This window comes from Methylobacterium sp. EM32 (assembly GCF_040593685.1).
Taxonomy (GTDB): Bacteria; Pseudomonadota; Alphaproteobacteria; order Rhizobiales; family Beijerinckiaceae; genus Methylobacterium.
Genome location: NZ_JBEXZS010000023.1, coordinates 30,674 through 50,940, shown reverse-complemented (window position 1 = coordinate 50,940; position 20,267 = coordinate 30,674). Strand labels below are relative to the sequence as shown.

The following is a 20,267-nucleotide window of genomic DNA, read 5'->3' as shown; positions in this document are numbered from 1 at the left end:
GGTCAGCTGCGCAGCTTGGACAGGCCGAGATGCGAGCCGGTGCGCACGCCGTCGTTGATCGCCTCCATGATGTGGCGGGCGTTCGCGCGGAAGAACGACCGCACCCCGGCCGCGTCCATCGCCGAGACGTGGAAGTGCACGTCGCCGCCACCCGCCGATGCGGCGCCGGCACCGCCGCCGGCGGCCTGGGCCATCAGGCTCTGCGCCCAGGGCGTGGCGGCGGCCGGCACGATCATCTCGCCGCGGTGGACGTTCGCCAGTGTGTCGCCGGGCAGCGACCACGCGCCGACGGCGAAGCTCGGGATCGCTGCCGCGGCCGCCGCGACGGTGGCCTGCCCGGCGACGGCCGGCCCGACCGCGGCCGGGCCCATCAGCGGCGACAGGAAGCCGAAGATGCCCGCGAAGGTCTCGGCGGCGGAGGCCATGATGCTCTTGATCATCGCCCCGGTCTGCGTGGCGAGCGAGGTCGCGGCCCCGGCCTCCTCGGCGCTCGTGCGGGTGGTCACGCCGGCGACCGTGGCGGCGGTCTTGGCGGCCTCGCCGGCCTGGTGGGTGGTGACGCCCGCGAGCCAGTCGGCGGCGAGCCGGACCTTGGCCTGGACGTAGCTCTGGACAATCGACATGGCCGTGGATTTGGCGGCCTGGGCGACGGTCTGCTGGCCCTGCAGCACCGCGAAGGCGTTGCTGGTGAGCGTCGCGCCGATCTGCTCGTAGGAGCGCCGCGTGTCCTGGTAGACCGCCTTGTTGACCTCGCGCTCGGCCTGGGCGCGGCGGGCGGCGGATTGCCCGTCGAGCTGCAGCAGCTGCGCCTTGGCCTGGCGGTACTGGCTGGTGCCGTCGCCCCAGATCTGCTTCAGCCGCTCCTGGTGGCCGCGCTCGAGCGCCTCGATCTCGGTGAGCACCGCCAGCGTCTGGGACCGCCGCTCCTCGAACGAGAGCTGGCGCTCACCCGCCTCGGCGCGGATGTCCTTGATCCGGTCGTCGAGCACGCGGCGGGCGTTCTGGTAGGCGGTGTCCTCGGCGGTGGCCTTCTCGGCGGCGGAGGCGCGCTCCAGCGCCGTCTCGATCTCGGCCTTCTCCCGCGCCAACTGGATCGACTTGAGCGAGCCCACCTCCTCCTTGGCGAGGAGCTGGTCGAGCATCGCGATCCGGACCCTGGCGGTGTCCGAATCGCTGTTGTCCGATCCGACCGTCTTGAGCGCGGTGCGGGCCCGCAGCATGGCCTCCGCCTCCTGGGCCGCGGCCTTCTCCTTGGCCCGGAGGTTGTTCGTCTTCTGCAGCTCGAGCCGGTTCCATTCGGCCGAGCCGCGGTGGTAGGCGGCCTGCTGCTTCGTGACCTCCTCGTTGACGATGCGGACGCGCTCGGCGCTCGACGTCTCCATGCCGGCCACGCGCAGGTCGGTCTCGCTCTGCTCCTGCGCCCGTTGCCGGTCCCGCAGGGTCTGCTCGGCCTCGGCGAGGGAGCGGGCGGCAGCGAGGCGCGAGGCCGGCGTGCCGGCCCTGGCGGCTTCGACCTCGTGACGGCGGGCCTCCACCAGGCGCTGCGCTTCGGCCACGGCATCGCGGGCGGCCGTGAGGTTCTCCTGCGCGATCGCCAGGCTGGCCACGTCCGCCTGCGTGCCGCCGCGCTGCTCGTCGGCGATCCGCCGGCGGAGGTCGGCCTGCTCCTCGAGGCGCTGCCGGATCGCGTCCTGCTGCGCAGCATCGCCGACCGGCGGGCTCTCGGGCGTGTTGCCGAACCGGTGATTGCCGATATCGGTGACGTTCCCGAGCGTCCGGCCCCAGGCCGGATCGGCGGCCTTCGGGTTGTAGTAGTTCGTCGCTCCCTTGGTCGGGTCGGCCGCCTCGGTCAGGTAGACCTTGTCGACGATCTCGCCGGTGCGCCGGTAGGTCTCGCTGTCCGGGCTCAGGCCCCGGGCCCGGGTCCCGGCCGGGTCGCCCGGGTTCCAGACCGAGAATTGGCGCGGCGCCGTGATGACGTCCTGGTAGCTGCCGCCGTAGCGCCCGCTGAGCACCCGGTTGCGGATGACGTTGGCGACCGCTTCCTGCCCCTCGGCACCCTCGCCCCCGGCTTCGCCGTAGACGGTGCGGATCATCAGGTCGCGCTCGGCCGGGGTCATCCGGCTCGCCGCCTCGGCGTTGCCAAGCCGGCCGCGCAGCAGGGTCGAGGCCGTCTCGGATTGCTGCAGCCGGCCGGCCTGCGAGGCCTCGAAATTGATCGCCTTCTGAGTGTCCGCCTCGCGCTGCTGCGCGGCCACGATCCCCTCGCGCTCGCGCCGCTGGTTCCGCAGCTCGAGCGTCGCGACCCGGATCTCGTCGTTGAGGCTGCGCTGCGCCGCCTGCGCCCCGTAGAGGCGTTCGTTGATGTCGGCCAGCGCGTTGCCGATCAGGGGGTAGCGGCGGATCGCCTTGTCGTTCTCCTCGGCGATGAACGCCTGCTGCTCGGCCTGCTTCTTCAGGCGGCCCTCGATCGTGTCGAAGTAGGAGATCGCCTGCTGCGGCGTCAGCGAAGCCGCGATGCGGCGCGCGAGCACCTGGATGTCCTCGAGGTTGCGCAGGTCGGCCGTCAGGTCGCCGAGGATCCGGCCGCCGTTCTGCTGGTCTCGGAACGCCGAACCGATCTTCTGCGCGTTGGCGACGGCCTCGTCGCCCGTCTTCGAGATGGTCTGGAGGAGGTTGACCAGGATCATGTTGGTATCGACCGAGTAGTTCGGCACCGTCGCCAGCATGACCTCGATGCCGGCCGCCGCCTCGCGGCTGAGCCCCGGGATCTTCTGCAACTCGGCGGTGAAGCGGAGGAGAACGTCCTTCGCTCCGGAATCGGTGAGGCCGAGCGCGGTACGGAAACGTTCCAGGCCCTCGGCCGCCGAGATGGCGACGACCTGGTTGCGGACCATCTCCGCAGAGGAGGCCCGCATCCGGTCCACGAACTGCTCGACGTCGAGGATCATCCGGCCGATCGACGCGCGCACGCCCTCGTTGGCCTGGGCGAACAGGCGCCCGCCATGCTCGGCATAGGCGACCGACGTGTAGTAGTCGCGTGCCGCCACCGCGGCCTCACGGATCTGCCCTGGCAGCGCCCCCCACGAGCCGGCCGCGCTCCGGTCGATCGACACGGCGGCATTCCAGACCGCCATCGTTGCGGCGGCTTCCCACGCCGCCGCCTTGACGGCGAGGTAGCCGAGCGTCGTCCGCTCGAGCGCCGCCTTGAGGTCGGTCTGCCAGTCGCTCGCCTGGCGGGTGGCCGCCGCGATGCGGGCCGTCGCCGCGGCGGTCTGCTGGGCCGCCGCGACCTGCGCCTGCATCGCCTCGCGGGTGGCGCGCATCTCCGCGCCGAGGTCGCGCAGGGCCTGGGCGGTCGTTGCGTTGGCCGCTTGTGCCGCCGCAGCCTGATCCTGGACGGCGGCCTTGGCCTGTTGCGCGGCCGCACGGATGCCGGAGGCGTCGCCACCGAAGCGGACTTGGATGTCGTCAGCCATGCTTCACCGCACCGTCGGGGAACCGCATGATCATCGAGCCGATGCCGCTGGGGTCGTCGGCGGACGGAGCGACCGTCGCCGGCGCGGGCGGCGGCTTGTAGCCGAGGTAGGCGGCCACGAGCTCGTGCGTGGGCGGGGCGTCCCGCCAGTAGGCGAAGATCCGCTCCACGTCCCAGATCGTCATCCCGGCGATCACGCCGGGGGCGTAGCCGCAGCCGGTGGCGAGGCGTCCGTAGATGAAGCCGAAGTCGAGGCCGCGGCGCTCTCCGCCGCGCGCCCTTCCCCCGGCGCGGTCTCCGGCAGGTAGCCGCCGAGCCGCAGGATGGTGGAGGAGGCCGCGGCGACCTCGGGGCCGGTCGCCTCAAGCTCGCGCCGGTCGGCCAGGGCGGCATCCTCCGGATGGTCCCGCCGCAGGCCGGCGGCGATCACCGCGGCACCGTAGACGGTCGGGCCCATGCCCGGCCCAGCCTGCACGACCGGATCCAGCTCCTCCAGCTGCGCGAGGGTGAGCGGCCGGATCGTCCACGCGCGCCCGCCGAGGGAGATCGTCCGCGGCGTGGGCGCCGTTGAGATGGGTGTCATCACGCGGCATCTCCGAACGACCAGGTTGCGACGTTGCCCGACGCGTCCGCGAACACCGAGAAATCGAACTCCGGCATCACGAAGTCCTCCAGCTTGGTGCTGAACCCGAGCTTGGACGAGGTGCAGTTGGCGAACCTCACGTTGACCGCCTGGCCCTGGAACGTGGTGTAGAACTGGCAGGCGAAGGTCGGCGTGGTGCCGAGCAGCTGGTTGGTGACGGTGAAACGCTGGCCGCTGCCGGCCAGCGTGTAGGTGTAGGTGATTAGGACTGCCTTGCCGGCATCGGCCGCTGCGAAAGTGTAGGTCCCGGCCGCGACGCTGTACTGGCCGGCTGCGGGCGCCGAGGCGACCTTCACGAAGGGCAGGCCGGTTGCGGCGTTGAGGACGCCGAGATCGTCCACGAATCCGGCGGCGTTGGCGACCGTCCTGGTGTAGGTCGACGCGCTCGGGACGGCGGCGGCCTCGCCGAAGGCGGTCATCAGCTGCCCGGCCACCGGCGTGACGCCGTAGTACAGGCTGGCGAAGGCGAGGCCCGAGATCTGCGCCGCCTTGGCCTTGCCGGTGGTCTTGATCGTGCCGCGGGCGATGGCGACCGGGCGCTGGAACTGGCCGTAGAGTTCCTTGACGGTCGCGCTCTCGTCGATCGTCACTTCCTGCACCAGGCCGAAATTGACCGGGGTGGCGTTGGGCACGTCGGTGCGCGTGCCGATCAGCACGCCGGAGCCGAAGGAATACACGGGGACCTCCTCGGTGGTGGGATTGGCGGGGGATCAGGCCTCGGCGGCCACAAGTGCCTTCACGCGCTCCTTGAAGGCGTGGACGAGGTTCCAGAGCTCGGTGTGGTGGCCGAGGCCCGAGCCGGCGAACAGCTCGTGGTGAAGCCGGTCGATCTGCTCGGCGAGGGGTACGGCAGCGGGCGCCGCCTCCGGCGCGGCCGGGGCGTTGGGATCGTCCTGCATGATGTCGTCCTGTGGATTCAGGGAAGGTCGATCTCGACGGGCACGATCAGCAGCCCGTCGCCGTCGAGGTCGCCCGGCACCTTGATCGGGCGGCCTGCGACGCGGGCGAGGTAGGCCGTGCCGGCCAGCGTGACGCGCCCGCGCATCAGGTCGGCGCCCTTGGGGGTCAGGGCGGCGTCGAAGGCGTCCATGATGTCGTTGAGGAGCGCCGCGCCGATCGTCTTCGGGTCCCGGGCGTCGACGTAGACGAAGACCTTCACCTCGATCTTTCGCCGCGGGATCGCGCCGTTCTGCCAGGTGTAGGTCTCGTCGCCGCCCTCGTGCAGGAAGGCGCAGGGGCGCTGGGCCGCCGGCACGTCGGCGAACAGCCTGAGGCGGCGCGAGGGCGGCGTCTTCCACGCCCAGATGCCTGCCACGACGACCTTCAGCGCCTCGACGGCGGCGTTGCGGCTCATGCGCCGGCTCCGCGGGCGGCAGCCCCCTTGAGGCGCGCCATGATCGCCGCCGCCCGCTCGGCGAGGCTCGGGCGCATGTACGGCCGGGCCGGCTGGTCGACGTGCCGGGTGAACTCGCGCACCTCCACCTCGCGCGGGGCGATTGCCGCGCCGAAGGCCTGGGTGATCGTGCGGACATGCGCCCGCACGACCTCGTCGCCGGTGAAGCCGAACTCCCAGCGCCGGCCGTACTTCACGTCGCCGGACTGCGCGACCACGCCCGAGATCCGGTCGCCCTCGGCCTCGATGGTGCTGTAGATCGACCGCCGGAGCCTGCCGGTGACGACGTTCAGCACCTCCCCGGAGAGCTTGCGCTTGATCAGCGCTTCCAGGATCAGGCGCTCGACGTCGACCGCGGCGCGCAGCTCGCGCAGCACGTCGCCGACGACCCGCTCGAACCGGGCGACGACCTTCGTCTCGTCGACCTCGATCCCAGTCAGCACGGCGGCACCACGTTGGTGTATTGCTGCAGGACCGGCGCGACGAAGTCCGGCACGGCGGCGATGCGGAAGCTCACCGTCTCCTGGCCGCCGAGGCTCTTGGATTGCAGTCCGACGCGCTCGGCATAGGCTTGGCGCTCCAGGATCCACTCCCGGGCGGCATTGGCGAGGTCGGCCGGCACGTAGCCGTAGGTGAGCGCGACCGGCCGGCCGGCATCGGCCGCCGCGAAGGTGTAGCCGCCCGCGCCATCGGCGGCGTATTGGCCGGCCGCCGGAGCCGAGGCGACGCGGGTCAGGGCGGAGCCGTCGGCATCGATCACGCCGCCATCGCTCGCCCAGGCGCCGTAGAGCTGGAGCGCCGTGACGGCCCCGTCCGGGGGCACCAGGGCGGCCTCCGCCGTGACCTGGTAGCCGGCCGTGTAGGTCACCGTGGCCCGGGCGCCGGCGAAGCCGAGCGGCGTGCCGGTGCCGAAGCGCAGCATCTGCGGCCGGCCCGGCGGCGCCTCGTCGGCGGGGTCGATCTCGTAGCCTGCGAGCAAGCCCGACCCTGGCACGAGCGGACGCACGCTCACACCGGCCACCGCGACGGCGTCCACCCGGGTCACCGGATAGGCGCGCAGGAGCAGGCCGTGGCGGCCCACCTCGCGGGTCTCGGTGTAGGAATGCGGCAGGATCGACGGCCGGTTGATGGCGCTCAGGATCGTCCGGCTCACCGCCGTGATCAGCCGCTGCAGCGCCGGATCGGTGTCGGGGTCCGGCACCGCGCGCAGGTCGGCAAGCCGCACGAGGTCGGAGGGATTCGGGCCCACCGGGGTCAGCCCGCCAGCGCCGCCCGCGCCTTCTCGCGCAGGGCTTCGTTGGTGATCGGCGGCACGGCCGTCACGTTCTTCAGCTTGAGGAAGGCGAACAGCTCGGGCCGGGTCATCGCGTCGATGGCCTCGGGCGTCACTGCGGCCGGGTCGAGGGTCGACGCGCCGTCCTGCTCCCGCTGCTGCGCCGCCCGGGCGTCGGCCAGCATCGCGTCGAGCTCGTCGTCGGTCATGGCGTCGAGCCGGTCGGAGAACAGGCCGATCAGGACCTGCTTGCGCAGGTCGAGGGCGCGCGCGGGAGCGAGCGCCAGGCCGGCCTCGTCCTCCGCCCGGAAGCCGTGCGTCTCGAACTCGCCGCGGAAGCGCGGATCGACCCGGGCGACGCCGTCGCGGATCTCGACGGGAAAGCCCTGGTGGGTGAAGCCGGTCAGCCCCTCGGGCGCGCGCATCGTGATCATGTTGGCTTCCTCAGACCGCGTTGCCGTTGAGAGGGTCGCGCCAGGTCTGGCCGTCGAACACGATCAGCTTGCCCAGCGCCTCGTCGAAGAACTGCGCGCCGCGGTGGGCGGCGTAGAGGCCGGTCTTGCCGACCGGCCGGGCGCTCGTCGGGCCGGACGGCGCGACGAAGGTCCAGCCGTTCGCCTGGAGCACCTGCCCGTCCTGCTCCGGCACGGTGACGACGCTGCCGGGCGTGCCGGTGTAGGTGCGCCCGTTGACGGTGCGGGTCTGCTCCCGGACCGCGACGGGCGGGAACAGGCGCCAGTTCATTGCCATGATGGACCCTCGCGAGAAGGACAGGCCGGGGTGGCATGGACGCCGCCCCGGCTGACCGATCAGCCGTTGCCGATGTTGGTCAGGACAGCCATCGACGGCGGGAAGTAGTGCTGCAGCACCTCGTCCGCGTAGACGCCGTACTCGTACTTGCGCGAGCGCAGCGGCCATTCGATCTGGTAGTAATCCTGCCGCGTCCGGATCTGCACAACGTTGCCGATGTTGTTGATCGGGTACGGCAGCGCGGCGGTGGTGAACAGGATGGTGCCGGCCGGCAGGTTCGGGTGGACGCGGATGTCGAGGACGGAGCCGCCCTGCATCGAGAACCGGTTCAGGTACTTCCGGATCATGATGCCGCCGCCGAGCGCGTCCTGGGCGGCGGAGAACTCGAACTTGAAGGCGCTGTTGGCCGAGCCCTGCAGGATCTTGCGCGAGAGGTTGAGCCCCTCCTGGCTGTTGACCCAGATCGTGTCGGGGGAGAGCCGGTAGAGGTCCCACATCTGCTTGAGGACAGCGTCGATCTCGACGATGCCGCCCGCCCCGTCGGCGGTGAGCGGGGTGCCGACGCCGGGGGTGCCGGTCGGCATCGTGGCGACCGTCGCGCCCGAGCCCGCCTTGAACGCCTGGGTCAGCAGGCCGTCGAAGGCGAGCGCGTTGGTCGAGCGGTCCGCGGCGCCGAGCGAGGCGGCCGTCTGCGTCCCCGTCGCAGCGCCCGTGATGACGACCGAGTTGATGGGGGTGATGGCGCCCAGCACCTCGGCCCCGGCCGCGCCCCAGAACCAGGCGTAGCCGAGCGCGCCGGGGACCGCCGCGACCGAGGCCGCGGCCGAGCCGGTGGGGCCGGTGACCGACACCGTGGCCGCAGCCGAGCGCTGGGCCGCGCCGCCGCCGAAGACGTCGGTCGAGCCGTCCGCGTTGGTGCGGGTGATGGTCGACTGGATGCCGCCGGCGAGCGAGCCGTTGATCACGCCGTCGAGCGAGAGCGCGACGCAGATCACCGACAGGGTGCCGTTGGCGAAGCTGCCGCCGGCCGACGAGGCCGAGAGGGTCGGGGTCGGCGTGGTGCCGAGGGCGAGGCTGGTGTTGCCGCCCAGGATCATCGCCTCCTCGCCGAGCATCAGGCTCTGGAGACCGGTGCGGGCCGCGATGGCGCGCACGTCGTCGAAGCCGGCGGCGGCATACTGCGCCTCGAAGTCGACGTTGCTCTCGATTCCGATGCCCTTGTAGGAGGCCGTGTAGTCGGCGGTGGAGACGATCTGCACGCCGCCGCGGTTGCCGCCCGACACGCCGATGCGCATCCCCGCCACGTTGATGCCGGTGATGGCGCGCCAGGCAGCCTGGATGCCGCCGCGGCCCGGCACGCGCGGGATGAGGTTCCGCAGCGGCGTGAGCACGGGATAGAGCGACTTCGCCCCGAGCTCGAGGTCGTAGAAGGTGAGGCCGGAGGTCGGCGAGGCGCCCTGCGAGAAGGTCGCCTTGGTCAGGCCGAGCTGGGCGAGGATCGGGTCGTTGAGCGGGATCGCCTGGGCCTTCTTCAGGGCCTCCAGGGCGGCGGCGGGATTGTCCTGGAACATGGGAGCGTGATCCGGATCGAGGGAACGGCCGCGGGCGCGCACGCCCCGTTCCCGGGGCGCGGCGTGGCGGATGGCGTGAGGGGGTGGGCCGTCGGGCCCGGCGGGCGAGGCGCGAGGCCGGCCCGTCCCCGGGCGGCCTGGCCTGCGTGGTCAGTCCCGGCGCGTCAGCGCGCCGCCGGGAGAAGCTGCTGGGGATTCGCCTGCGCGACCTTGATCATCAGCGTCGCGCGCTCCTCGGACGTCATCTTGGCGAGCAGTTGCACGGCCTGCTCGTCGGAGACCGGTTCGGTGGTGCCTTCCGCGCCCTTGGTCACGGCCCGACCGACGAGATGGCGCGGCACCGGCTGGTCGCCGATCATCTTCTGCAGCTTGGCCAGCTCGGGCATGATCCGGTCCGTGACCGCCTTCTGCAGGGCGTCGCGCTCGCCCGCCACTTTGGCGAGCTCGGCGCGAACGACCTCGACGAGGTCCGCGCCCTTCGCCAGCGCGTCGCCGCCCGCCGCCTTCGCGGCCCCGCAGGTCGCGCCGAGTGCCACGGCGTGATCGTGCACGCCCTGGATCTTGTCGAGGTCCGACCGGCTGTTGCGCGCCCCGACCTTGGCCAGCGCCCGGCCGCCCGCGCTCGCCGCCGGCACGGCCTTGCGCAGCGCACCCCAGGCTTCGTCGCTGAGCCGGCCGGCGGCGAGCGCCATCGTCGCGTCGTCGGTGCCGCCCGCGAGGTCGTCCATCTCGCTCTGCACGATCGCGACCAAGAGCGAGAGACCCTGCGCGGCCCAGGCCCGGATACGGGCCGGCACGTCGGTCTGGGCGCCGGCATAGGCTGCGTCGAAAGCGAACGAGGACTGGAGGTCCCGCACCTCGCCGATCAGGGAGGCCAGCCGCGAGACGCCGTAGAGGCCCTTCTCGAGGTCGGAGGCGGCGACCTTGTCGACAGAGCTGCCGGCGGCGGTGTCCACCGGGCGCCGGCGCTTCTTGGCCGGGCGGGCGGGCTGCTCATGGGCGCCCGGTTCGCCCTCCGCCCCGCCGCCAGCCCGCTTCGTCAGGTCGGCCAGCAGGTCGAGGACCGGGCCGGTGGTGGCGCGGGCGGCGGCCTCGGCCTCGGCGAGGGCGTTGTGCGCGAGCGCGTCGGCCTTCCTGGCGAAGGTCGTGCCGTCCTTCGCCTTCCAGACCTGCTCGACGCCGGCATAGTCCGGACCCGGCTCGGCGGCGGGCGGCTCCTGGGCGCCGGGCGCGCCCGCCTTCGCCAGCGCCGCCGCGGCGGCTTCCGCCTCCAAAGCCTGCCGCGCCGGGGCGATGAAGTCGCCGGGCCTGCCCGCCTGGCCGGCCGCCTTGGCGAGCGCTTCGGCCCGGGCCACGACGTCGGCGTTGCTCGGTGCGGCCGGCGTCACCGTCACTGCGGGCGCGAAGTGCTTGGTCTCGGCGGCGCCGTCAGCCTTCAGCACCTGGAACGTGGCCGAGGGCAGGCAGGGCAGGTCGACGAGGCTGATCTCGCTCGGGTCGGCGGTGTAGCGCATGACGCCGTCCTCGCCCTTCCAGCGCTTCACGTAGGCGCCGCCCTGGCTGAACCCGGTGTAGACGCCCTCGAGCACCTTCGCCCACTCGGCGTCGTCGACCACCTTGGCGCAGACCTCGATCTGCTTCGCCTCGTCGTTGAATGCGATCGCCGTGACCTTGCCGGCCGCGACCTTGCCGTGCATCGCCCGCAGGTTGCCGAAGCTCTTGCCGTCGGTGGCCTTGTGGATGCCGCCGGACCACTTCTCGTAATAGGGCTTGGTCGAAGCATAGTCGCAGACCTCGCCGGACCGGTCGGCGGTCTCGGCCGTCGCGACGCCGTAGACCAGGCGCTGCTCCGTATCGATCTTGGTCAGGGGGATGAAGAGGGCGAGGTCGCTCATGATTGTTCCTTCGCGTCGTGCATTACTTGCGCGCGCCGCTGATGAGCGCGGCCAGCTCGCGCGAGAGATCTTGGGCCTCGATGCCACCATGCGACGGCGCGGATGAGGTGCTGCCGGTGGACGTGGAAGAAGAGGTCGATCCGCCCGTGTCCTTCAGTTTGCCGACGCGAATTTCGGGCAACAGGGCAGCAGTGGCCTCTTCGAGGCTCTGCCTGAAACTCATCGCGGCGTCGATTTCATCGGAATCTTCCGGGGATGGATTGTCTTCAAAGACTCCTTCTTCGTATTGATCAAATACATCGTAGTGTTCATTGGCGGCAGCAAATGCTTTGTTATAGTTTGATGTAACGGTTTTCTGAATAGCACGCAGTGCCTTGACGTGTTTTACAGATTGTTTGCGTGCCTCATGGATAATATCGAGATGTTTATCGATTTTTGCATTTATTTTTTCAACGGCCGCTCTATCGCCGTCGTCGAGATAATCATGGTTGACACGCCGGCCATCGGTCGACGTCCAGCGTCCACCTTCGTCCCGTGGGTGATCCTCTTCATTCCAGTCTTTCGCCAGCCCGAGCGCACCGAAGGCCAGCAAGCCGCACCGGATCGTCATTGTCAGGCTCACTTCAGCTTGGCAGGGGTGACGTGCGGTTTCAGCACGTCGAGCGCATCATCGATGCCAGAGCGGAGCTCGTCGGCATCGTCGACCTCGGTGGACTCGCTCTCGGCGAATCCGTATTCGCCCAGGACCTCGTTGTGCTCGGCGAACGCATCGGCCGCCTTCGCGTGCTCCTTCTCGACCGTCGCGCCGATCCGCTTGAGCGCGGCGACATGCTCGGCCGCCTGTTTCCGGGCCGCGTGGATGGTGCCGAGGTGCTGATCCAGGCGGGCGTCGATGGCGTGCATCCGCGCCTCGTCCTCGGGCTGGAACGTGCTGTTGTCGACGGCGTGGTCGCCCGACGTCCAGCGGCCGCCGGCGTCGCGCGGGTGGTCCTCCTCGTTGAAGCCTTTGCTGAGGCTGGGCGTGCCGAAGTTGCGGACGAGGCCGGTCAGCGCCGTGGCCATGTTCCACTCCTGACTTGATCGCAGCGGTGACCGGGGATAACTTTCAGGTCGGCGCGGACCTGCGGTGCGTTTCGGACGTGTAGCCCAAGGGCAGCGAGAGCTGAGCACGAGGCTCGGCAGGCCGCGCCACCCTCAGTATTTGTAGAACGTGTGCAGCGTCAGCGTCCGCTTGCGCGGGCGGACGGCAAGAACAGCGGCGTACTGCACGCCGCGCACGGCATGCCGGACGATGACGGTCTGCATCGCCTGGTGCTTCGTCTTTCCACCCTTGGTCACGGCTCCCACCCTCAGCACGCGAGGCAAGTTCTCGAAGTCGGCCACCGTGACCGGATTGCGATCCGCAGAGGTCGGGCCGTGCTCGGCGGCGACATGGCGAACGAACTGCGCCGAGAGACCGAAACGCCATCCGTCGGGATCGACCCCGGCATGGGCGACGAAGCGCGCACCATCGACGCGACCCAGATCGAGGACGTCCTCGTGCTTGCGATCGGCGAGCGCCCGACGTGCCAGCCGCTTCGACGCCCGTCCGCTTCCGCCCGCCCCCGCGAACTGCCCGTTGGCGTCGCGCGGGTGCTTCGTGGGATCGAACGCCTTGCCGACCGCCTCCGGAGCGTCCTCGACGACCGGCCCCACCACGCAGCGGCATTTCGGGTGCGCCGGGGTGGTGTCGTCCCCGCTCGGGAACTCGTCGTCGAGGTCGATCGGCCCGGCCTCGGCGTTGGCCTCGCAGACGGCGCAGCAGCCCTCTTCCGCAAACCACTGCTTCCGGACCCCGATGCCGTCCGCCCGGGCGGCGTGGTAGCTCTCGAGCGAAGCCTGCCCGTTGACCGCCGCCACCTCGGTCTCGGCGATGGTGAGCGCCCGTTCGGCCGAGAAGGCGTAGGAGCCCTCGATCTCGTCGGCGATCGCGTCCGAGCCGATGTTGCGTGTGAGCCCCGAGACGATCGTCTCGCGCAGGCTCGCCCGGGTGGTGTCGTCGATCCTGTAGGACGCGCGGCGGGCCTCCACGAGCTCGCCGTCCTCGTCCCAGCGCATTCCGACCAGTTCGGCGGCGCGCGCCCGGGCCTGGGCGACGGCCCCCGCGTTGACCTGGTCGACGAGGGTGTCGAGGCCGTCGGCGCCGACCTGCGCCATCGCCCGGCGCACCGTGTCGGAGGCGACACCCGCCAGATCGTCGGCGAGGTCCGGCGCGAGGGCCCCGAACTCCGAGAGGTCGAACCGGTCGACGAGGCCGTCCGCCTCGCGCCGGACCCGCTCCGCATCCTCGGGGTCCGACTCCGCCTTGGCGAGCTTGCCGAGCCCGCGCGCCGCCGCAGCGGCTTCGTCACGGATACGGGCGAGCGCACCCGCAAGCCGGCCCGTGATCGCCCGGATGGCCCGGCGCGTGGCCGGCCGGTCGAAAGGGACGGGGTCCGGCCGCCTCCACCGCTTGGTGAAGGCCGCCTTCTCGGCCGGCGCCCCGATCGCCGCGACCTTGGCCTGCCAGGCGCGCCGGCGCTCCTCGATCGCCGCCAGGGCCGCGGCGCGCACGTCCTCGTCGAAGTCGCCGCGTGCCTCCTCGACGTGCCGGCTCATCTCGTCGAGCGCGGCATCCACCGTGGCGGCGAGTTCGCGGCGCAGGTCGGCCACGAGTCCGGCGCCGGAGGCCTTCAGCAGCCCGCCGAGCCCGGCAGCGTCGAGCGCACCGGAGACGAGGCCCGTGGCCGCCTCCGCGTCTACGCCTGCCTCGGACAGGAGGGGGCGGGCGACTTTCTCGGCCGCGCTGCTCAACAGGGAATCGGCGGCGTAGGTCGCCAATCCGACCACGGCCGGTGCCGTCCCGCCGCTCATCGCCGTGACGACGGCCCCGCCGGCGAGGAGGGCCGCCGCGATCACGGTGTTGCGCACCACTCCGCGGAACGTCTCGCGGACCTTCTCCTCCCGGGTGTTCTCCGGGACCTCGCCGCTCCCGCCGCCTCCCGTCCACCTGCCATCGGCGGTACGGGGCTGGTCGGGATCGAACTTGGACAGACCGAACTTGGCGAGAAGCCGCTTGGCGACCTCGTCCTCGCGCTCCTGCTCCTGCCCGCCGCCCTGCGCCCCGGACGCGCCACCCGGCCCGGCCGGCGGCCCGAGCAGCGCCATCGCCGCCTTCCTGCCCTCCAGGGTGTTCGCGTCGATCGGCACGTAGCCGGACCCGGTGAGCACCATCAGCTGGTTGGCGGCCGGTGACGGGTCGGGGTCGAGGCCGTCCTTGGCCCGCACCTCGTTGATGCTCATCAGGCCCGACGAGGCCTTAGCCCGCAGGATCTCGGCTTGCTTGGCCTCGTCGATCTGGGCGTCCTCGGCCCAGGCGAATTCCAGCTCCGGCAGCCCGAACTCGTCGGCGATGACGTCGTCGATCAGGTCCTTGACCCAGTCGAGGAGCGGGGCGAGCCCCTCCTCCTCGGCGATCTCCTTCTGGGTGTCGGCGGAGGCCCGGTTCATCTGCTTGAGCAGGGCCTGCGGCGAGGTCGAGAAGGCGAAGCACACGACCCTCGCGAGCCACTCGTCGAACTCGCCCTTCAGCTCCGGCTCGCGGGTCTGGATGAAGGTCTTGGCCACGCCGCCGGGCACGAACTTGGCCTTGCGCCGGCGCGCCTGGTTGCCCTCGAACAACGAGTCCCAGTGGTTCTGGAACGCCGCGATCTGGTCGGGCGTCCAGGTGTCGGGCACGCCGATCAGCGAATCGGGGACGTTGCCGGAGGTGTAATATTCGAGCGTCCCGACCTGCCGGCGCAGGGCGATGTTGACCGTGGTGAGCACCTGCTCCACCGGGCTGAACCCATGGACGCGGTTCACCCGGATGTTGCGGGGGCGGTAGAGCAGGTCGCGGGCGGTGTAGTTGACCGCGGCCATGCCCTTGAGGATCTGCTGGTAGGCGGGCGGCCAGAGGACGCCGTCGCGGTGGACGCAGCCCGCGGCGAGGAGGTCGTCCAGGCCGAGCATCGCGCCGTTGTGGTAGACGAAGCCGTTGCCGGTCCAGCTCTGCGGCCGGGGGACCCGGCCCCAGTCGTCGAGGAGCGGCTTGATCGTCGCGCCGTCGATCGCCTCCAACGCCAGCAGCCGCCCGGACCGGTCGCGCTGCTTGAACAGCGAGAGCGCGTCGAGGACGAGCATCTCCTCCAGCACCATCCGCAGCCAGTCGGTCCAGCCGTGGATCCCGTCCGGCCGGCGGAGGAAGCGCGTGACGGCCCGCACGGCGTCGTCGGCCTGCGCCCTCCCCTCGCGCGGGCGGATGGCCCAGCTCATCCGGGCCGCCTGATCCTTGCGGGTCTCGATGACGAGGCGGAGCAGGTCGTAGCCGTCGGCGAGCCGGCGCAGCTGCTCGAAGGTGACCGGTTCGGCGGACCGCGCCGTGGTGGCGAGGTTGTGACCGACCGGGAAGTCCCAGGCCCGGCCGCGCACCTCCGGCGGGGCCGAGGGCGCCATCGGCGCGCCCGGCCCGAACCAGCCCGAGCCCTGGCCGGGCGCGGCGTAGCTGAGATTGAGTGTCAGCGGCGACAGGGGCGTGCCCTGGATGCCGCCGCGGGACGGGTTCGCCATCGTGATCCGTGTTCAGGCCGTCTCGTCGCCGGCATCCACGAACCCGGCCGCCCGCAGCGGCCCGGCATCCTCGAAAGCCACCCGCACCAGCCCATCCGCGTCGGGGGCGTAGCGCGCCCCGGTGAGCCCGATGACGGTCCCGGTGCCGGGCGGGGCCCGCATCGCGATCGGCCCGGCGACGATACCCGAGGGCATCGACCAGCCGTGCTGCGGAGCAGGAACGGCGGGCACGGCCTCGGCCTCGCGGCGGTAGAATTCCAGGATGCCGGTGCCGTCGGCGATGCCGAGCAGGTAGGTCAGGGCCCAGACGCAGGCGTCGGCGTGGTCGGGCGAGCCCGGGCCGGTGTAGCCCGAGCCCGCGAAGGCGCAGAGCTGGTCCTCGAGCACCGGGAAGCGCCCGGCATGATGCACCTGCCCCTGGGCGTATCGGGTCGAGACCGGCTCGGCCCGCACCGCCTTGCCGCGGCTGGCCGTCACGAGGCGCACCGGCACGTTCGGGTCGGCAGCGCGGATCGTCGCCTCGACCATCGCCCCGCCGAAGTTGCTCTCCGCCACGATGCAGTCGGCGCGGTAGCGGTGATAGGCCTCGACCGCGCGGCGCGCCCAGACCGCCGGCGCCTCGCGGCAGGACAGGTCTTCGAGCACGTAGCCGTGGCTGTCGGTGCCGCGGGCCGCCACCACGATGCCGATCTCGTCGGCCGCCTCGTCCTGGCGGCTCGCCGCGCCGGACGGGTCGACCGCCACCACCACGACGGCCCGCCTCCCCTCCGGGATGTCCTCGGGCGGGCAGCGGTGCTTCTCCAGCACCTCCAGGGTCCAGAGCGCCCCGTCGATCTCGTCGACGTAGACGCCCTCCAGGAAGCGCTTGCGGGCCTTCTCGGGCAGGCCCTCCAGCGCCCGGAGGAAGTCGGGCGAGAGGTTGTGCGCGTTGTCGCGCGGGTTGAGGAAGGCCCGGGCGTAGTCGTCGGGGTTCGGCAGGGGCTGGCGCGAGACCGGGTCGCGCCTCTCGCCGAACAGCTGGTTGGTCCAGTGCGCCTTGCCGACCGGGTTGAGGTCGACGAAGGCCCGCTGCTTGAGGCCCGGCACCACCTGGGCGAGGCGGGTGAACGCGATGGTGGCCGAACTGTGCGGGATCTGCGACGCCTCGTTGAGGAACATCGTCGCGAATTCGAGGCCCAGAATCTTCTCGACCCGGTCCTTATCGTCGAGGCCGCCGATCCAGAACTGCGAGCCGTTCGGCAGCTCGAAGAACCCGTCCTGCCGGTGCTCCTTGAGCGCTACGCCCGGGAAGCACGTCCGCATCACCGCCGGCAGCGTGTCGAGGGCGATCGAGGCGCGCGCGGCGTTGGCCCGGAACCGCAGCAGGGCGTGGCGCGAGCCCGCCCCTTTGAGGCCGCGCACCACGATGGTGCGCACGGTCAGGAACGTCTTGCCCGAGCGCGTGCCGCCGACGAGGCAGGTGTAGCGCTGCGGGCCGGCGAGCAGGCGGCGGGCCGCCTCCTGGCCGGGGGAGAACGCGACGCTCACGCCTCGGCGTCGACCGTGTCGAACACGATGGTGACCTCGCCGGTGTGCTGGACCTTGTCGCTGAACATGCCGAGGTGCTTGCCGAGCTTCTCCAGCGCCGACAGCTTGTCGTGGAGCTTGAACTTCACCCGCCGCACCTCGCGGGAATCCTCGCCGCGGCCGTCCCGGAAGTCTTCGACCGTCACCTCGCCGAGCGCCGCGGCCTGCTCCCGCGTGAGGCGGCCAAAGTCGAGGACAGGATCGCCGTCGGGGCCGACGCGCATGTAGTCGTGCATGTTGGCGAAGCCGACCTTCGCCAGTTCCTCGACGATGCGCTGGACCGTCACGCCGGCCTGGGTCGCGCCCGCCGCCAGGATCTCGTCGACGCGGGCCCGGACCGGCTCTTTCCGGCTCAGGCGAGACGCATTGCTGTCATGGGCCTTGAAGCCGGCGGCGACATAGGCCGCGCCGATCGAGGAGCCCTTGGCGAGCTCCTGCGCGAACCGCTCGTGGCGCGAGTTGGGAAGGATCGGCATCGGGGTCCCGATGAGCGGTGCCGGCGGGGATCAGGCCTCGCGGATCCGGCGCCAGCGCGACGCCCGGAACCGCTTCCAGCTACGGTCGCCGGTGGAGGCGCGCGGGACGTCATCCCAGGCGTCGGGCAGGTTCGCGGCCCGACGCTTCGGCCGGACGGAGAGGCCGTCCCGGCGATGGCCGTCGGCCTGGCGCTGCTCGGTGGTGGTACGGGGGGAGCGGAAGGCGAGCATGCGGGTCGTTCCGCCAATGCATCCGCAGGGCGGGTGAAACCTCACCGCGGCCCTGCATGCCTCAGAATTACCCTGCGGCACGGACGAGATCAAGCGGGACCGTCGCCCGGTGCCGCTTGCCCATGGCCTCGAACACCACGTCGATGCGCTGGCCCGGCAGGGTGTGGCGCACGCGCTCCACGAAGGCGTCGAGTTCGGCCGAGCCGACCCGGACCTTCACCGCCTCCCCTGCCGCGAAGGCCGCCTCGGCGGTCCGGGTGAAGGCGTTGGCGGCCATGGCCTCTTCCAGGAGGCCGACGATGCGCTTCGGCACCGCCCGCGGCTGCTGCCCGCTCGACAGGATGCCGAGCACGCCCGGGACGGCCCGCAGCGGGTACCAGGACGCGCCCTCGGGCACGCCGAGGAAGACGTATCGGGGGAAGACGGGCCGCTCGACCAGCATGCGCCGGCGGGCATGGCTGACCTCGACGAGGCCGGTGGGCAGGAGGGCGGGATAGGCGCGGGCCTCGGCGGCGTCGCGCACGGCGGTCTCGCGGTTCGCCGCCACGTAGGCGGCGACCCAGAGGCGGATCGCGGTCGGGGTGTCGGTGGTCGGCATGGTCGGCCGGATCTCCGTGGCGGGAGACCCGGACCGGGCGGGGGCGTGGCGAGCGGATCATACCATCGGAGCGCCCTCAACCCCCTCCCCCGAGTTCTTGACGGTGTAAAAAGCCGTTCGCTGGAGAGAGGGTATAGAGAGCAGGTCTAACAATAGAAGGGAGAGGGATAGGAGGGAAGAAGGGTAAAAAGATTTTTTCTTTTATATTTATAGAGTTAGAGCTTGAAGTTTTTGCACCTGCGGACTTTCTGCTGGCGGTGCAGGAAGACGTCGGGCGGGTTTCTCCCGTGGTGCAAAAACGATTCTGCGTGGCGGCAAGGGCGTAAAAAACGGCATGGCATGCGCGATGGCGGGCCCAATGCTCGCTTCAATCTGCCGAGAGGGTATGGGATGCCTTCGGCGGGGAGCTGGCGTTCAGCACCGACTCGATTGGGGCCAGCTTATAAGCAGATGCTTGACATCAACGGTTTTCAGAATAATCGTTTGGCTCTGCGATTTTGGTGAAATTTCCGAACGCTCTGAGATTGCCAAAAATATAGCTTCGGGATTTCAAGGCGCGTTGCTGGATGATGATAGGAATTTGCATATGTCAGATCATCCAATTATAGATTCTATCGATGATCTGATTCAGAGAACTGAAAAATGTGCAGATTACACTGCTGGGAAAGGCTTAAAAGATGCAGACGAAACCGAACATCCGTACATAGCTGCGCATATAATAAATCAAAGAGAAATGTTTCAACTGGATGATTCTGTGGTTCGATTTTGCAACAAGGTACGCGGACGGGAGCCACAACCGAATGAATGGACAGACCATTATCAGCAACTAGAAGAATATTTCAAGCGTAAGGGATATTATCCTCGCACAAGCTTGGAGGGATGGGCGAATACAAAATTTCAACTACGTAGAACAAAAGCATTTGTCCGAGAATTGCTTGCGGAGCAGCTGTACGAACTAAATATGTATGCGGCGAAGACGCCTCACAATAAAAGGGAGTTTGTCATGGGTCATGTGATACACGGAAACTCCGGTCAGATAATAGTTGACTCAAAAATCGACAAAACTGTCTTGAGAAATACTATAAATACACTCGAGGAAAGGTCGGAATTCGATATCGCAGAATTTGTAAAAGAACTCTCGAATTTTGTAAACAATTCGGGAATTCAGGAAGCGGTAGAGCTTACAGATCAATTAAACGAAGAGCTTTCACGTTCTGAGCCACGCAAGTCATTGGTGCGCCGGAGCTGGGAAGGTCTTGTTTCTGTGCTGCCTGCTGTTAAAGAAATGGCAGGTGCAGCTGGCGCCATTGCAAAATTTTTCGGATGAAACTAAATCGTAATGATGTTGCGCATCATACATGACATGCAAACGTTGCGCGTTAGGTGTAGCATTATCATACACGGTTCGACCGCATGACCAAGCTGACCACTTTTGATCTTGAGAGGGCGGTCATGGCGGAAACACTCAGCATTGTGTCGCCAGTCAGACGTTATGCTGTCGCCTAAGGGCCGCTCCCCGTTTGCTTCTGCGTCGCTTGCACAGCGCCGCGCGTCCAGCACACCCATGACAACGCCGAGCTGCCGGGCGTCAAGCAACCCGTTCATGCGCCAGTAGATTTTCGTGCGTGAGACCGGACAGGCGGCCTAAGTTAGAAAACGTGCGAGGCTTGTTGTCGCCCATTCGGTTCGGCCGACCGTGGGTGCTGGCGGGCGCGCGGCCCTACGAGTGATCAAACTGGCTGCAGGAATCCCCATTACCACCCCGGT

20 protein-coding genes are annotated in these 20,267 nt (G+C 69.8%); 1 reads left to right on the top strand and 19 read right to left on the bottom strand.

Annotated elements, in window-relative coordinates:
- Nucleotides 1-2: 2 nt before the first annotated feature.
- From ABZT49_RS03975 to ABZT49_RS03885, 19 genes are all read right to left on the bottom strand, one after another.
- Nucleotides 3-3,479: a cell wall hydrolase gene (locus tag ABZT49_RS03975; protein ID WP_355283327.1), complete on the bottom strand. Its 3,477-nt coding sequence runs from the start codon at nucleotides 3,477-3,479 to the stop codon at nucleotides 3-5.
- Entirely contained in the window at nucleotides 3,472-3,663 is a 192-nt protein-coding gene (locus tag ABZT49_RS03970; protein WP_355283324.1) for a hypothetical protein, read from the bottom strand. The genes ABZT49_RS03975 and ABZT49_RS03970 overlap by 8 nt, the downstream gene beginning before the upstream one ends.
- 8 nt (nucleotides 3,664-3,671) lie before the next feature.
- Nucleotides 3,672-4,061 carry a hypothetical protein gene (locus ABZT49_RS03965; RefSeq protein WP_355283321.1) on the bottom strand — a complete coding sequence of 130 codons (390 nt, stop codon included), beginning with the start codon at nucleotides 4,059-4,061 and terminating at the stop codon, nucleotides 3,672-3,674.
- Entirely contained in the window at nucleotides 4,061-4,798 is a 738-nt protein-coding gene (locus ABZT49_RS03960; protein ID WP_355283319.1) for a hypothetical protein, read from the bottom strand. The genes ABZT49_RS03965 and ABZT49_RS03960 overlap by 1 nt, the downstream gene beginning before the upstream one ends.
- A 33-nt stretch (nucleotides 4,799-4,831) precedes the next feature.
- Entirely contained in the window at nucleotides 4,832-5,020 is a 189-nt protein-coding gene (locus ABZT49_RS03955; protein ID WP_355283316.1) for a hypothetical protein, read from the bottom strand.
- Between the two features lie 17 nt (nucleotides 5,021-5,037).
- On the bottom strand, nucleotides 5,038-5,475 hold the full coding sequence (locus ABZT49_RS03950; RefSeq protein ID WP_355283314.1) for a hypothetical protein: 438 nt from the start codon (nucleotides 5,473-5,475) through the stop codon (nucleotides 5,038-5,040).
- A complete protein-coding gene (locus ABZT49_RS03945) occupies nucleotides 5,472-5,957 on the bottom strand; it encodes a hypothetical protein (RefSeq protein WP_355283312.1) in 486 nt (161 codons plus the stop codon). Before ABZT49_RS03945 ends, ABZT49_RS03950 begins: the two co-directional genes overlap by 4 nt.
- On the bottom strand, nucleotides 5,951-6,763 hold the full coding sequence (locus ABZT49_RS03940; protein ID WP_355283309.1) for a hypothetical protein: 813 nt from the start codon (nucleotides 6,761-6,763) through the stop codon (nucleotides 5,951-5,953). The genes ABZT49_RS03945 and ABZT49_RS03940 overlap by 7 nt, the downstream gene beginning before the upstream one ends.
- Nucleotides 6,764-6,768: 5 nt before the next feature.
- Nucleotides 6,769-7,221, bottom strand: coding sequence for a hypothetical protein (locus ABZT49_RS03935; protein ID WP_355283306.1), 453 nt, complete (start codon nucleotides 7,219-7,221; stop codon nucleotides 6,769-6,771).
- Between the two features lie 10 nt (nucleotides 7,222-7,231).
- Nucleotides 7,232-7,537, bottom strand: a complete 306-nt coding sequence (locus ABZT49_RS03930; protein WP_355283304.1) for a hypothetical protein — start codon at nucleotides 7,535-7,537, stop codon at nucleotides 7,232-7,234.
- Between the two features lie 59 nt (nucleotides 7,538-7,596).
- Entirely contained in the window at nucleotides 7,597-9,108 is a 1,512-nt protein-coding gene (locus ABZT49_RS03925) for a hypothetical protein (RefSeq protein ID WP_355283301.1), read from the bottom strand.
- A gap of 164 nt (nucleotides 9,109-9,272) precedes the next feature.
- Nucleotides 9,273-11,003 carry a hypothetical protein gene (locus tag ABZT49_RS03920; protein WP_355283299.1) on the bottom strand — a complete coding sequence of 577 codons (1,731 nt, stop codon included), beginning with the start codon at nucleotides 11,001-11,003 and terminating at the stop codon, nucleotides 9,273-9,275.
- A gap of 22 nt (nucleotides 11,004-11,025) precedes the next feature.
- The gene (locus ABZT49_RS03915; protein ID WP_355283296.1) at nucleotides 11,026-11,595 is read right to left on the bottom strand and encodes a hypothetical protein; all 570 of its coding nucleotides are present in this window, start codon (nucleotides 11,593-11,595) and stop codon (nucleotides 11,026-11,028) included.
- Between the two features lie 26 nt (nucleotides 11,596-11,621).
- Nucleotides 11,622-12,065 carry a hypothetical protein gene (locus ABZT49_RS03910; protein ID WP_355283293.1) on the bottom strand — a complete coding sequence of 148 codons (444 nt, stop codon included), beginning with the start codon at nucleotides 12,063-12,065 and terminating at the stop codon, nucleotides 11,622-11,624.
- Between the two features lie 132 nt (nucleotides 12,066-12,197).
- Nucleotides 12,198-15,629, bottom strand: coding sequence for a phage portal protein (locus ABZT49_RS03905; RefSeq protein ID WP_355283290.1), 3,432 nt, complete (start codon nucleotides 15,627-15,629; stop codon nucleotides 12,198-12,200).
- A 12-nt stretch (nucleotides 15,630-15,641) separates the two neighbouring features.
- A complete protein-coding gene (locus ABZT49_RS03900) occupies nucleotides 15,642-17,156 on the bottom strand; it encodes a phage terminase large subunit (protein WP_355283289.1) in 1,515 nt (504 codons plus the stop codon).
- Nucleotides 17,153-17,671: a terminase small subunit gene (locus ABZT49_RS03895; protein WP_355283287.1), complete on the bottom strand. Its 519-nt coding sequence runs from the start codon at nucleotides 17,669-17,671 to the stop codon at nucleotides 17,153-17,155. The genes ABZT49_RS03900 and ABZT49_RS03895 overlap by 4 nt, the downstream gene beginning before the upstream one ends.
- A 30-nt stretch (nucleotides 17,672-17,701) precedes the next feature.
- Nucleotides 17,702-17,902 carry a hypothetical protein gene (locus ABZT49_RS03890; protein ID WP_355283285.1) on the bottom strand — a complete coding sequence of 67 codons (201 nt, stop codon included), beginning with the start codon at nucleotides 17,900-17,902 and terminating at the stop codon, nucleotides 17,702-17,704.
- Nucleotides 17,903-17,969: 67 nt separating this feature from the next.
- Nucleotides 17,970-18,500, bottom strand: a complete 531-nt coding sequence (locus tag ABZT49_RS03885; RefSeq protein WP_355283282.1) for a transcription termination/antitermination NusG family protein — start codon at nucleotides 18,498-18,500, stop codon at nucleotides 17,970-17,972.
- Nucleotides 18,501-18,954: 454 nt separating this feature from the next.
- On the opposite strand from ABZT49_RS03885, the gene ABZT49_RS03880 reads away from it, so the two are divergent.
- On the top strand, nucleotides 18,955-19,827 hold the full coding sequence (locus ABZT49_RS03880; RefSeq protein WP_355283279.1) for a hypothetical protein: 873 nt from the start codon (nucleotides 18,955-18,957) through the stop codon (nucleotides 19,825-19,827).
- The last annotated feature ends 440 nt before the right edge of the window (nucleotides 19,828-20,267 follow it).